Annotated in this window: 13 protein-coding genes; 4 read left to right on the forward strand and 9 right to left on the reverse strand. The window is 66.7% G+C overall.

The features are described 5' to 3' along the window. Positions 1–5: 5 nt before the first annotated feature. From ACSFBF_RS16780 to purT, 7 genes are all read right to left on the reverse strand, one after another. Positions 6–779, reverse strand: a complete 774-nt coding sequence (locus ACSFBF_RS16780) for an ABC transporter ATP-binding protein (RefSeq protein WP_435468849.1) — start codon at positions 777–779, stop codon at positions 6–8. Continuing rightward, positions 776–1,594 (reverse strand): ABC transporter ATP-binding protein, encoded by an 819-nt coding sequence (locus tag ACSFBF_RS16785; RefSeq protein WP_435468851.1) that lies wholly within the window; start codon positions 1,592–1,594, stop codon positions 776–778. Before ACSFBF_RS16785 ends, ACSFBF_RS16780 begins: the two co-directional genes overlap by 4 nt. Beyond that, positions 1,591–2,667: a branched-chain amino acid ABC transporter permease gene (locus ACSFBF_RS16790; protein WP_093058708.1), complete on the reverse strand. Its 1,077-nt coding sequence runs from the start codon at positions 2,665–2,667 to the stop codon at positions 1,591–1,593. Before ACSFBF_RS16790 ends, ACSFBF_RS16785 begins: the two co-directional genes overlap by 4 nt. 7 nt (positions 2,668–2,674) lie before the next feature. After that, a complete protein-coding gene (locus ACSFBF_RS16795; RefSeq protein WP_093058707.1) occupies positions 2,675–3,550 on the reverse strand; it encodes a branched-chain amino acid ABC transporter permease in 876 nt (291 codons plus the stop codon). 21 nt (positions 3,551–3,571) lie between these two features. Continuing rightward, positions 3,572–4,402 (reverse strand): helix-turn-helix domain-containing protein, encoded by an 831-nt coding sequence (locus tag ACSFBF_RS16800; RefSeq protein ID WP_435468854.1) that lies wholly within the window; start codon positions 4,400–4,402, stop codon positions 3,572–3,574. Between the two features lie 110 nt (positions 4,403–4,512). Beyond that, positions 4,513–5,454 carry an alpha/beta hydrolase gene (locus ACSFBF_RS16805; RefSeq protein WP_435468856.1) on the reverse strand — a complete coding sequence of 314 codons (942 nt, stop codon included), beginning with the start codon at positions 5,452–5,454 and terminating at the stop codon, positions 4,513–4,515. A 63-nt stretch (positions 5,455–5,517) separates the two neighbouring features. Further along, positions 5,518–6,720 carry a formate-dependent phosphoribosylglycinamide formyltransferase gene (purT, locus tag ACSFBF_RS16810; protein WP_435468858.1) on the reverse strand — a complete coding sequence of 401 codons (1,203 nt, stop codon included), beginning with the start codon at positions 6,718–6,720 and terminating at the stop codon, positions 5,518–5,520. Positions 6,721–6,904: 184 nt separating this feature from the next. Here purT and ACSFBF_RS16815 point away from each other — a divergent pair, with 184 nt between their 5' ends. From ACSFBF_RS16815 to ACSFBF_RS16825, 3 genes are read left to right on the forward strand one after another with little or no spacing between them, the layout of a single operon-like run. Next, complete coding sequence (locus ACSFBF_RS16815; protein WP_435468860.1) at positions 6,905–7,753, forward strand: 3-hydroxybutyryl-CoA dehydrogenase; 849 nt, start codon at positions 6,905–6,907, stop codon at positions 7,751–7,753. Positions 7,754–7,790: 37 nt separating this feature from the next. Beyond that, a complete protein-coding gene (locus tag ACSFBF_RS16820) occupies positions 7,791–8,606 on the forward strand; it encodes a crotonase/enoyl-CoA hydratase family protein (protein WP_435468862.1) in 816 nt (271 codons plus the stop codon). Between the two features lie 23 nt (positions 8,607–8,629). Then, positions 8,630–9,958 (forward strand): serine hydrolase domain-containing protein, encoded by a 1,329-nt coding sequence (locus ACSFBF_RS16825; protein WP_435468864.1) that lies wholly within the window; start codon positions 8,630–8,632, stop codon positions 9,956–9,958. A 3-nt stretch (positions 9,959–9,961) separates the two neighbouring features. Here the strand turns inward: ACSFBF_RS16825 and ACSFBF_RS16830 are convergent, their stop codons facing one another. Further along, positions 9,962–10,747 (reverse strand): type III pantothenate kinase, encoded by a 786-nt coding sequence (locus tag ACSFBF_RS16830; RefSeq protein WP_093081040.1) that lies wholly within the window; start codon positions 10,745–10,747, stop codon positions 9,962–9,964. Between the two features lie 134 nt (positions 10,748–10,881). Here ACSFBF_RS16830 and lysM point away from each other — a divergent pair, with 134 nt between their 5' ends. After that, a complete protein-coding gene (lysM, locus tag ACSFBF_RS16835; protein WP_435468866.1) occupies positions 10,882–11,343 on the forward strand; it encodes a peptidoglycan-binding protein LysM in 462 nt (153 codons plus the stop codon). Between the two features lie 307 nt (positions 11,344–11,650). On the opposite strand, the gene ACSFBF_RS16840 is transcribed toward lysM, so the two are convergent. Further along, positions 11,651–12,061 carry a rhodanese-like domain-containing protein gene (locus tag ACSFBF_RS16840; protein ID WP_435468868.1) on the reverse strand — a complete coding sequence of 137 codons (411 nt, stop codon included), beginning with the start codon at positions 12,059–12,061 and terminating at the stop codon, positions 11,651–11,653. Positions 12,062–12,167 lie beyond the last annotated feature (106 nt).

The raw sequence follows: 12,167 nt of genomic DNA on the forward strand, positions 1-12,167 counted from the left end.
GGTGGCTACCTCCAGGTCTTCTTCTTTTTCCAGCGCCGCTCGCCGCGCACGCCATCGTCCTTCACACCGAGATAGAACTCCTTGATGTCTTCCTTCTCCCTCAGGCGTTCGCAGGAGTCTTCCATCACGATGCGGCCGTTCTCCAGCACGTAGCCATGATCGGCCGCGTTGAGCGCCATGTTGGCGTTCTGCTCGACCAGCAAAATCGTGGTGCCGCGCTCGCGGTTGATGCGCACGACGATCTCGAAGATTTCCTTCGTCAGCTTCGGGCTCAGGCCGAGGCTGGGCTCGTCCAGAAGAATGAGATGCGGCGCGGCCATGATGGCGCGTGAGATCGCAAGCATCTGCTGCTGCCCGCCGGACAGCAGGCCAGCGTCCTGCGTGGCGCGTTCGCGCAGGATGGGGAAGTAGGTGTAGACCGTCTCCATGTCGCGCGCCACGCCGTCGCGATCTTTCCGCGTGTACGCGCCCATCAGCAGGTTGTCCTTCACCGACAGCAGCGGAAACACCTCGCGGCCCTCGGGCACGTGGCTCAGGCCCTGCTGCACGATGTAGGCCGGGTCCTTGGCGGTGATGTCCTTGCCCTGGAACTCGATGCTGCCTTTGCGGGGATCGATGATTCCGGAGATGGTCTTGAGGATGGTTGTCTTGCCCGCGCCGTTCGAACCGAGCACCGTCACGATCTCGCCCTGCTTCACCTTGAGGCTCACGCCCCTGATGGCCTTGATGGGGCCGTAGGCGCTCTCGACGTTCATGAGTTGGAGAACAGCGTCGCTCATGCCGCCACCCTCCTCAAGCTGCTCACGTCGTCCACGGTCCCAAGATAAGCCTCGATAACACGCGAATCCGCCTGCACCTCGCTGGGAGAACCCGTAGCCAACACTTCCCCCATGTTCATCGCCAGCACCCGGTCGGACACCTTCGACACAAGCGACATGTCGTGCTCGACCATCAGCACGGACACCCCCAGCTCTTGCTGGATGTCCTGAATCCAGAACGCCATATCCGCCGTCTCTTCCACGTTGAGCCCCGAAGACGGCTCATCGAGCAGCAGCAACTTCGGCTCCGTGCACAACGCACGCGCCAGCTCGACGACCTTGCGAACGCCATAGGGCAACCCCGCCACCATCGAATCGCGGTGATGCTGAAGATCCAGCAGCTCGATCACCTGCTCCGCCTTCTCGCGCGCCGCGATCTCCGCACGCCGCGTGGCGGGCGTGAAGAACACCTCGCTCCAGAGCCCCGTCTGCCGGTGCGTGTGGCGGCCGATCAGCAGGTTGTGCAGCACCGTCGCGTGCTCGAACAGCTCGATGTTCTGGAAAGTGCGCGCAATGCCCAACGCAGCAATCGCATGCGGCGCCTGCTGCGTCAACGCAATCGGGCCGCCCTCTTCGCCATGCCACGTGATCTCGCCCGTGGTCGGCGTGTAGATGCGGCTGATCAGGTTGAATACCGTCGTCTTGCCCGCGCCGTTCGGGCCGATCAGCGTGAACACCTCGCCGCGCCGCACGTCGAAGCTCACCTTGTTGACCGCGAGCACACCGCCGAAGCGCACGCTCAGCTCTTTCGCGGAAAGGAGGATGTCGCCGCTCATCGCAACCGGTCCGACTTGGTGAACGACTTCTGCCGCTTGAACAACCCCCTGCGGTAGAACGGAAACAGCTGCAGCCAGGTGCGGATCTTCAGCCAGCGGCCGTACAACCCCAGCGGCTCGAACAGCACGAAGGCAATCAGCACCACGCCATACACCAGCCCCTGCAGGCCAGGCGCCTGGCCGATGACCGCCGGCAACCAGTCCTTGCCGATGGAGATCAGCTGCGGCATCGCGATCAGGAAGATCGCGCCCAGAAACGCACCGTGCACCGAACCGAGTCCGCCGATCACCACCATCAGCAGCAGGTCGATGGACTGCAGGATGCTGAACTGGTCCGGCGAGATGAAGCTGAGCTTGTGCGCATACAAGGCCCCGCCCAGCCCAGCGAGCGCAGCCGATATCGCGAACGACATCGTCTTGTAGCGCGCCAGGTGAATGCCCATGCTCTGCGCCGAAATCTCCGAATCACGAATCGCGACGAAGGCCCGACCGGTCGGTGAGCGCAGCAGGTTCAGGATGCCGAGCGTGCTCAGCACCGCCACCACCAGGCACAGGAAGTAGAAGCCGTCACCCGAGCCCAGCGACCAGCCGAAGAGCTGCGGCGACTTCACATGCAGCCCCGCGTTGCCGCCCGTCACGCTCTCCCACCGTGCGAACACCTCCTCGACGATGAAGCCGAACGACAGCGTCGCGATGCCGAGGTAGATGCCCTTCACGCGCAACGCCGGCAACGCGACCACCACGCCCACGGCCGCCGACAACGCAGCAGCAGCCACCAGCGCCAGCGGAAACGGCACGCCAAGATTCGTCAGCACCCCCTGCGTGTACGCACCCGTGCCGAGGAACGCCGCATGCCCGATGGAAAACTGCCCCGTGAAGCCGGCCAGCAGCATCAGCCCCAACCCGACGATCCCGTAGATCAGCACGAAGGTCAGCTGCGCCAGCCAGTACTCGTCGATGACCCATGGCGCAACGATGAGGAACGCAATGAGCAGGCCGTACCAGAACACATGCCCGCCGTGCCGCGCAAGGCGGATGTCCTGGTCGTAGCTGGTCTTGAAGATGAAGCGCATATGAGACTTACACCTTCTTGCGCAGCTTCTCGCCGAACAACCCGTTCGGCTTGATCATGAGCATCAGCAGCACCACGATGTACGGTGCCGTGTCCTTGAAACCGTCGGGCAAATAGAAGCCCGCGAACGACTCGACGATGCCGATCACCAGCCCGCCGACGATGGCACCCGGCAGGCTGCCGAAGCCCCCCACCACCGCCGCCGGAAAAGCCTTCAGCCCGATGAAGCCCATGTTCGCGTGCACGAAGGTGATGGGCGCGAGCAGCATGCCCGCAATGGCAGCGACTGCAGCCGCAAGCCCCCACACCAGCCCGTTGAGCCGCTTCACCGGAATGCCCATGTAGTAGGCCGCGAGCTGGTTCTGCGACGAGGCCTGCATCGCGATGCCCAGCTTGCTGTAGCGGAACATCGCGAACAGCAGCCCGCACAGGATGGCCGTGGCGATGATGATCGCCAGCTGCTCCAGGTTGACCACCAGCTCGCCCAGCTTCCAGATCTGGTCCTTGTAGGGCACGGCCAGCGTGTGCGTCTCGGTGCCGATGCCCGGCACCATGGTGATGAGCCCACGCGCCACGTACGCGATGCCGATGGTCAGCATCACGATGGAGAACTGCGGCTGCCCGAGGATGGGCCGTATCACCACCAGTTCGAGCAGCACGCCGAAGGCCGCCATCGCCACCACCGCGAAGATCGCTGCGAGCCAGAACGGCATGCCGAACAGCGACATGCCGGCGAACGCGCCGAAGGCACCGAGCATCATCAGGTCGCCCTGCGCGAAGCTCACCGTCTCGGTGGCCTTGTAGATCAGCACGAAGCCCAGCGCGATCAGGCCGTAGATGCACCCTTGCGCAATGCCCGACAGCAGGAGTTGAAGGATCTGCATGGGGCCGCTCTACCGCTCTTGCTAGTGCCTGAAGCCGCCGGCCGCATCGTGCAGCGCAAGGCGGCGCGAACCGGCCACGATGTCGCTGGGCTTGAGGCCGTAGACCTGGCGAATCGAATGGCTGAAGTGCGTCGAGTCGGGGTAGCCGGTGTCGAGCGCGATGTCGGTCAGCGTGCTGCCCTGGTGCACGTAGCGCAGCAGGCTGCGCGCACGCTTCCAGGCCCGGAAGGCGCGAAAGGCCATGCCGGTCTCCTGCTTGAACAGGTGCAGGAAGCGCGAGAAAGACAGGTGCACCGAGGCAGCGCACTCTTCGGCCGACATCGGCGTGGCGGGGTCGGCATTGATGGCGTCGGCCACCTTGCGGATGCGCGCATCGAGCGCGCGCGGCGCGAGCGCTTCGCCGAAGAACATCGCATCGAAGTCGAAGCCCTCGAAGCTCATGCCGCGCGCCGAAGCCGCCAGCAGGTGCGCATGGGCCTCGCGCACGCGCTGCACGAAGGCCGGCGCCTCGACCGGGCCGCAGTGCTGCAGGAAGGCCGGCATGCGTGCCGGGTCGACCGACTCCGATTCGATCAGCAGGTTGAAGATCAGCGGATGCGCGCACTCCACCTGGTGAAGCACGTGCGGCGGCACCACGATGAATTCGCCGCTCATCCATGCCCCGCCGCCGATGCGGATGCGGTTCGGCGGCGCGCCGGCGGGCGACACGTACACGCCGTGTCCGCCCATCGTGCGCTCGGCGGCCGCGCCGAGCAGGCCGGCATAGAACACGCGATGCGGCGTGAGCCACATCAGGCGTTCCCCCTGCCGTGCGGCGCCGCGCTCGGGCGGCGTCGTCCTCGTTCGCTGCATGGTGTTTGTCTCCTGCATCGGTGGACTGCCACTGTGGGGTGGCGTCTTTGTTGGCTGGATCGTAGCGGCGCGAGCCGCCCGCGCGATATCGATTTGCGCGGGGACTTTCCCTAGGCCGGTGCCAGTGCGCGGCGCAGTTCGGCGGCGCAGAGCGCCACTGCCGTGTTGGCCTCGTCGAGCACCTTGCCCATGGGCACGAAGCCATGGATCTGGCGTTCGAAGCACACGTACATGGCGCGGTTGCCCGCGGCCGTGAGCGCCTCCGCATACGCCAGCCCTTCGTCGCGCAGCGGGTCGTAGCCGGCGGTGAGCACCAGCGCGGGCGGCAGCTTCGACAGGTCGGTGTGCAGCAGCGGCGAGGCGCGCCAGTCGAGGTCGTGCGCCGGGTCGGTGATGTAGTGGTCGTGGAAGTAGCGGATGGTGTCTGCCGTCAGCAGGTAGCCCTGGCCGTTGGTCTGGTGCGAGGCATGGCCGCGCCGCATGTCGGTGGCCGGGTAGATCAGCAGCTGGTAGGCGATGGGCAGGTCGCCGGCATCGCGCGCGGCAATCGACACCACCGCCGCGAGGTTGCCGCCGGCGCTGTCGCCGCCCACTGCGAGCCGATCCGCATCGAGCCCCAGCGCCGCGGCTTCTCGGCGCACCCAGCGGGTGGCGGCCAGCGCGTCATCGACGGCGGCGGGAAAGCGGTGCTCCGGGCCCATGCGGTAGTCGACCGCGACGACGGCGCAGCCCGCGCCATTGGCCAGCTCGCGGCACAGCACGTCGTGCGTGTCGAGGTCGCCGATGACCCAGCCACCGCCGTGGTAGTACACCAGCACCGGCAGCGGGCCGGCGCCGGAACCCAGCGGGCGGTAGAGCCGCACCGGGATGGTGCCGTGCGGGCCGTCGGCGGCGAGGTCGCGAACCTCGGCCACTTCGGCCGGCAGCGGCTGCGTGGCGACGCGGCGTTCACGGTAGAAGGTCTGCGCGTCGGCGGGCGACAGGGTGTGCGTCGGCGGAATGCCGCGCGCCTCGATGAAGTCGAGCAAGGCGCGAGCCTGGGGGTGCAGCATGGTGTCTCCGGTGGAACCGCTCGACCATGCCCGCGCCGTTGCGGCGCGGCTTGCGAAAACTGGCTATGCCTTGCGCGGCTTCACGCGCGAGGCGGCTTCCTTGGCGAGCTTGCGGGCGGTGTCGGTGTCGGCCGCGTGCACCAGCGCCACGCCCATGCGGCGCTTCAGGAAGCTCTCGGGCTTGCCGAACAGGCGGATGTCGCTGCCGGGCACCTGCAGCGCCTCGGCCACGCCGTCGAAGGCGATGCCGGTGGCGTCCACGCCGCCGTAGATCACCGCGCTGGCACCCGGGCTCTTGAGCGAGGTGTCCACCGGCAGGCCCAGGATGGCGCGCGCATGCAGCTCGAACTCGTTCTGCCACTGCGTGGCCATGGTGACCATGCCGGTGTCGTGCGGACGCGGGCTGACTTCGCTGAACCAGACCTCGTCGCCCTTCACGAACAACTCGACGCCGAAGAGGCCCTGGCCGCCCAGGTCAGCGGTTACGGCCTGCGCGATCTGCTGCGCCTTCTGCAGCGCGGCGGGGGCCATGGGGTGCGGCTGCCAGCTTTCGACGTAGTCGCCGCTCACCTGCACGTGGCCGATGGGGTCGCAGAACTGCGTCTGCACGGTGCCACCGGCGTCCTTGGCGCGAACGGTGAGCAGCGTGATCTCGTAGTCGAAGTCGATGAAGCCCTCGACGATCACGCGGCCGTGGCTCACGCGGCCGCCCGCCATGGCGTAGTCCCAGGCCTTCTGCACGTCGGCGGGGCGGTCGATCTTGCTCTGGCCTTTGCCTGAGCTGCTCATCACGGGCTTGACGATGCAGGGGTAGCCAATGCCGCCATCGATGGCGGCCTGCAGCTCGGCCAGCGAGTCGCAGAACTTGTAGGGGCTGGTCGGCACGCCCAGCGTCTCGGCGGCCAGGCGGCGGATGCCTTCACGGTCCATCGTCAGGCGGGCGGCGCGGGCCGTGGGAATCACGCGCACCACGCCGGCGTCTTCGAGCTGCTGCAGCATGGGCGTGGCGATGGCCTCGATCTCTGGCACCACCAGCGTGGGCTTCTCGGCCTCGATCAGCGCTTTCAGCTGCTCGGGATCGCTCATGGTGATGGTGCGCGCGTGGTGCGCCACCTGCTGGCCGGGGGCGTTCTCGTAGCGGTCGACGGCGATGGTCTCGACGCCGAGGCGCTGCAGGGCGATCAGCACCTCCTTGCCTAGTTCGCCGGAGCCCAGGAGCATCACGCGGGTTGCAGAGGGGGAAAGGGGGGTGCCGAGGGTGGTCATGGTCGGAGGGTCGAAAAGAGCGGGAAAACGAGCAGGGAAAAGCAACCGCCGCACTGTAAGCCAACGGCGGGCCGCCGGTGTCGCACACGGCAACGGCGCGGCCGCGGGGCTGCTTCACAATCGATGTTTTGCCGTGGCGCAGGCCGCGCGCACCCCCTTTTTGTTTTCTTCAAGGAGTTCTCTCATGGCTATCCAGACTGTCGGCATCATCGGTGCCGGAACGATGGGCAACGGCATCGCGCAGGCCTGCGCGGTGGCCGGCGTGAATGTGGTGATGGTCGACATCGCCCAGGCGGCGGTCGACAAGGGCCTGGCCACGGTGTCGGGCAGCCTCGACCGCCTGATCAAGAAAGAAAAGCTCACCGCCGAGCAGAAGACCGCCGCGCTGGCGCTCATCAAGGGCTCGACCAACTACGAAGACCTGAAGAGCGCGCAACTGGTCATCGAGGCGGCCACCGAGAACCACGCGCTCAAGCTCAAGATCCTCAAGCAGGTCGACGACATGCTGGCGCCCGAAGTCATCATTGCCTCGAACACCTCGTCGATCTCGATCACGCAGCTGGCGGCCGCCACCTCGCGCCCCGACCGCTTCATTGGCATGCACTTCTTCAACCCGGTGCCGATGATGGCGCTGGTAGAGCTCATTCGCGGCTACCTCACGAGCGACGCCACGCACGACACGGTGAAGGAACTGGCCGAGCGCCTGGGCAAGTCGCCCATCACGGTGAAGAACGCGCCGGGCTTCGTGGTCAACCGCATCCTGGTGCCGATGATCAACGAGGCCTTCTTCGTGCTGGCCGAGGGCATCGCCTCGGCGGAAGACATCGACGCCGGCATGAAGCTGGGCTGCAACCAGCCCATCGGTCCGCTGGCGCTGGCCGACATGATCGGCTTGGACGTGTGCCTGGCCGTGATGGAGGTGTACCTGGAGCAGTTCGGCGATTCCAAGTACCGCCCCTGCCCGCTGCTGAAGGAAATGGTGGCGGCCGGCCAGCTCGGCCGCAAAACGGGCCGCGGCGTCTACACCTACTGAGCCGCGCAGCCATAACAACAACACGGAGACAAGACCGATGACTGCGACTCCCACCACCCCACCGGCAGAAGGCTGCATCGACACCCAGGTGCTCGACCACGTGCTGCTGATCGGCATCAACCGCCCGGCCAAGCGCAATGGCTGGACGCCGCCGATGTTCAAACAGCTGGCCGAGGCCTACACACGGCTCGACGACGATCCGAACCTGCGCGTGGGCGTGCTGCATGCCTTCGGCGATCACTTCACGGCGGGCCTCGACCTGCCGGCGGTCACCGAGTACATGAAGCGCGGCGAGAAGGCCACGCCCGTTGGGCTGGTGGAGCCGCACGACTTCGGCCTGCCCGACTACCGCCGCCGCACCAAGCCGATGGTGGTGGCGGTGAAGGGCATCTGCTTCACGGTGGGCATCGAGCTGATGCTGGGCGCGGACATCGTGGTGGCGGCCGACAACTGCCGCTTCTCTCAGATGGAAGTGCAGCGCGGCATCATGGCCACGGGCGGCGCCACGCTGCGCATGGCCGAGCGAGCCGGTGTGGGTAACGCGATGCTGCATCTGCTCACGGCGGATGAATTCGACAGCGCCGAGGCCTATCGCCTCAACTTCGTGCAGAAGGTGGTGCCGGCCGGGCAGGAGCTCGATGCGGCGCTGGCCATTGCGCAGCGCATCGCGGCACAGGCGCCGCTGGCGGTGGTGGCCACGCGGCTCAACGTGATCAAAGCGGTCGAGCAGGGGCCGCTGGCAGCGGTGTCGGAGTTCATCGAGACGCAGAAGCGCCTGTCGAACAGCGAGGACGCCGCCGAGGGCGTGCGCTCTTTCATCGAACGCCGCCCGGCGCGCTTCAGCGGCCGTTGATCCCCTTCATCCAGAACAACAACATGCCCCTCTTCATTCGCACGGCGCTTGCCGCCGCCTTCACCCTGCTCGCCGTGAATACAACCTCCGCCCAGACGCCCACGCCCCCCGCGCTGCCAGACCCCGCGGCCACCTCGGTCGATGCGCTGGGCTGGATGAAGGGCTTTCCGCCCGCGCCCGACAAGCTCATCACCTTCGACAACCCGGCCGGCGGCGTGTTTCCGCGCACGCGCTGGAGCTTCTCGCATGTGCGCGAGACGGTGCCCACCGCCAACGTGTGGCGCGGCAGCGGCGCGGCCAGCCCGCTGCCGGCGGCGACGCCGCGCTTCGACATCGAAGCGGTGACGTTCAAGCCCCTGGGCAGTGACGCAACGCTGAATTTCGCCCAGATGATCTCCGGCACCTACACCGACGGCATCCTGGTGCTGCACCGCGGCAAGGTGGTCTACGAGAAGTACTTCGGCGCCCTCACGTCCGAGCGTCCGCACATCGCGATGTCGGTTACCAAGTCTTTCGTGGGCACGCTGGCGGCCATCCTCGCGGACGAAGGCAAGCTCGACCCGGCCGCGCCCGTCACCAAATACCTCCCCGAGCTCAAGGACACCGCCTACGGCGACGCCACCGTGCGCCAGGTGATGGACATGACCATCGGCGTGCACTACTCCGAGAACTACGCCGACCCCAAGGCCGAGATCTGGGACTACGCCCGCGCCGGCGGCATGCTGGTGCAAGGCCCGGGCTATGCGGGACCGAAGTCGTTCTACGAATTCCTTGTCACGCTGAAGAAGGAAGGCGAGCACGGCGAAGCCTTCGCCTACAAGACCGTCAACGCAGAGGTGCTGGCCTGGATCGTGCGCCGCGCCAGCAACCAGTCGCTGGCCGACCTGCTGAGCGAGAAGATCTGGCGCCGCATCGGCGCCGAGCAGGACGCCTACTTCATGGTCGACCGCATCGGCACCGAGTCGGGCGGCGGCGGCCTCAACACCGTGCTGCGCGACCTCGCGCGCTTCGGCGAGACCATGCGTAACGGCGGCCGCGCGCCCAATGGGCAGCAGGCCATTCCGAAGGCGGTGGTGGAAGACATCCAGCGCGGCGGCGACCCGGCGAAGTTCGTGAAGGCCGGCTATCCGCTGCTCAAGGGCTGGTCGTACCGCGACATGTGGTGGGTGTCGCACAACCCGCACGGTGCATACATGGCGCGCGGCATCCACGGCCAGAGCATCTATGTGGACCCGAAGGCCGAGATGGTGATCGTGCGCTATGCGGCGCACCCGGTGGCGGCCAACGGCGCGAACGATCCGCTGACGCTGCCCGCGTTCCAGGCGATGGCCGAGGCGCTGATGCGCCCCTGAGGCTCAGGCGGCCGCCCGCTCCCGGGCAATCACCAGAAGGCCGTCCATGATCAGGCTCTCGACCAGCTCGAAGTGCCCGTTCATCACGGGCGCCATCTTCCAGCCCGCGCCGCCGGTCATGTAGCAGGCCGGCTCCATGCCGCAGTGCGAGCGCACGTGCTGCACCATGCGCTCGACCGCGCCGGCGATGGCGTAGGTGCCGCCGCTGGTGAGCGCGTCGCTGGTGTTGGTGGGAAATTCGCGCACCTCGCCGGTGGGCACATGCAGCCCCGCCGTGCCCGACTCCAGCGCGCGCAGCATGATGCCGTGGCCCGGCAGGATCAGGCCGCCGAGGAACTTGCCTTCGGTGTCAATCGCCTCGACAGTCACGGCCGTGCCGATGAGCACCACGACCATCGGCCGCGGAGGCTGCCCCGGCCTCTCGGCCAGCATGCGGTGGCGCGCGCCGATCATCGCCACGAAGCGGTCGGCGCCCAGGCGGGTGGGATGGTCGTAGCCGTTGACGATGCCTGCCTCGCCCGCGCTGGGCATCACCCAACGGGGCGTGCAGTCGAAGCGCTCGACGATCTGTTCTTCGGCGCGGCGCCGCACCGCGTCGCCGGCCACCACGCAGCCCAGCATGGAGCCGGGCGAAGGCAGGTCGGCCCAGGGGCCGTCGGCCAGCCGTTCGATGTGGTCGAGGAATTCGGCGCCCTGCGCCTGCAACGCGGCGCCGGGGCGGGCCGAGTCGTAGAGCGCCCATTTGAGGCGGGTGTTGCCGATGTCGATGGCGAGGAAGGGGGATGACATGCGCGGGATTATTGCGACTTTGTGTCTATTCCTGCTGGCGCGTCGTTGACACACGCGGCATGGGCCTACGCCAGCCCTCGGTGTTCCGCCGCTACATTCGCCAATTCCATCCACCACCGCACAAGGAGAAAGCCATGGGATTGCTGAGTTTCATCAAGGAGGCGGGCGAGAAACTGTTCGGCGGATCGTCGGCTCAGGCCGCCACGCCCGACGCCAATGCGACGGCGGCGGCCGCCATCAAGACGTACATCGAGACGCAGAACCTGGGCCTCACGGGCCTCGATGTGACCTACACGGCCAGCAGCGGCGTGGTCACTCTTGCCGGCCAGGCACCCTCGCAGGAAGCCAGCGAGAAAGCTTCGCTGGCCGCGGGCAACGTGGCGAACGTGACCAGTGTCGAGAACAACCTCGTCGCTCCGGCCGCACCGCCCGCGCAGTATCACGACGTGGTGAGGGGCGACACACTGTCGGCCATCTCGAAGAAGTACTACGGCGATGCCAACAAATACAACGCGATCTTCGAGGCGAACAAGCCGATGCTCAGCAGTCCGGACAAGATCTATCCGGGGCAGAAGCTGCGGATTCCGGCGCTCTGACCACGGCTGGATCAAAAAAGGCTCACCGGTTTCGGTGGGCCTTTTTTTCGGGGTGTGTGCGAATGACACCGGGTACTCCCCTCCGCGAATGTCCCCCGCCTTCGGCTCCTCCTTTATTTCGCTACGGGGAGCACCCGATGCCATTCGCACATGGACGCGGCTGTTGTGCTGGCCGATCAACCAGTGCTCTGAACGATCACGCCGATGGGGTGCCTTGCGCAGCGAAATAAAGGAGGAGGCCGAAGGCCGGGGGACATTCGCGGAGCAAGGTACCCCGTCGGCGTGAGCGCGCCCAGAACAGGAATGCCTAGTTCTGCTTCCAAGGCAGCCCACGCTTGCGCCAGCCGCCAATCTGCCCACGATGCCCCTGCTCGTCCGGGTTCCCCTCGAAGCCTTCAAGGATGTTGTAGGCCTCAAGACCCAGTTCCGTCGCGCGCTTGGCAGCGGAGATAGAGCGCACACCGCTGCGGCACAGCAGCACCAGCTTCTTCTTGCCTTCGGCGGCGGCCCGGATGCCGTCGTCGAACGCGGCGTTCATCGCCATGCCCGGCCATTGCTTCCAGGCCAGCGGCACGGCGCCGGGCACGTAGCCGACCCACTCGCGCTCGGCGTCGGTGCGCACGTCGACCAGCACGGCCTCGCCGCTGGCCATCCACTGCGCGGCCTGCTCGGGCGTCACGTCGCCGGCGTAGCCTTTTTCCCCAACTGGTTCAGTCATCTCTTTGCGTCCTTCCAATAAATAGGGTTACTTCAGGGGCAGCGCCCGTTTTTTCGCTGCCCGGAGCCCAGCCGGATAGTGGAATTTTTCACCAGTTCGTGAAAAC

Origin of the sequence: Variovorax nivicola (assembly GCF_051216475.1) — a bacterium.
In the GTDB taxonomy this organism is placed as follows: domain Bacteria; phylum Pseudomonadota; class Gammaproteobacteria; order Burkholderiales; family Burkholderiaceae_C; genus Variovorax.

Bases quoted from the DNA above. Each gene is read 5' to 3' on its own strand.
- ACSFBF_RS16780 (WP_435468849.1), bottom strand. From the start codon at position 779: ATGAGCGACGCTGTTCTCCAACTCATGAACGTCGAGAGCGCCTACGGC.
- ACSFBF_RS16785 (WP_435468851.1), bottom strand. From the start codon at position 1,594: ATGAGCGGCGACATCCTCCTTTCCGCGAAAGAGCTGAGCGTGCGCTTC.
- ACSFBF_RS16790 (WP_093058708.1), bottom strand. From the start codon at position 2,667: ATGCGCTTCATCTTCAAGACCAGCTACGACCAGGACATCCGCCTTGCG.
- ACSFBF_RS16795 (WP_093058707.1), bottom strand. From the start codon at position 3,550: ATGCAGATCCTTCAACTCCTGCTGTCGGGCATTGCGCAAGGGTGCATC.
- ACSFBF_RS16800 (WP_435468854.1), bottom strand. From the start codon at position 4,402: ATGCAGCGAACGAGGACGACGCCGCCCGAGCGCGGCGCCGCACGGCAG.
- ACSFBF_RS16805 (WP_435468856.1), bottom strand. From the start codon at position 5,454: ATGCTGCACCCCCAGGCTCGCGCCTTGCTCGACTTCATCGAGGCGCGC.
- purT (WP_435468858.1), bottom strand. From the start codon at position 6,720: ATGACCACCCTCGGCACCCCCCTTTCCCCCTCTGCAACCCGCGTGATG.
- ACSFBF_RS16815 (WP_435468860.1), top strand. From the start codon at position 6,905: ATGGCTATCCAGACTGTCGGCATCATCGGTGCCGGAACGATGGGCAAC.
- ACSFBF_RS16820 (WP_435468862.1), top strand. From the start codon at position 7,791: ATGACTGCGACTCCCACCACCCCACCGGCAGAAGGCTGCATCGACACC.
- ACSFBF_RS16825 (WP_435468864.1), top strand. From the start codon at position 8,630: ATGCCCCTCTTCATTCGCACGGCGCTTGCCGCCGCCTTCACCCTGCTC.
- ACSFBF_RS16830 (WP_093081040.1), bottom strand. From the start codon at position 10,747: ATGTCATCCCCCTTCCTCGCCATCGACATCGGCAACACCCGCCTCAAA.
- lysM (WP_435468866.1), top strand. From the start codon at position 10,882: ATGGGATTGCTGAGTTTCATCAAGGAGGCGGGCGAGAAACTGTTCGGC.
- ACSFBF_RS16840 (WP_435468868.1), bottom strand. From the start codon at position 12,061: ATGACTGAACCAGTTGGGGAAAAAGGCTACGCCGGCGACGTGACGCCC.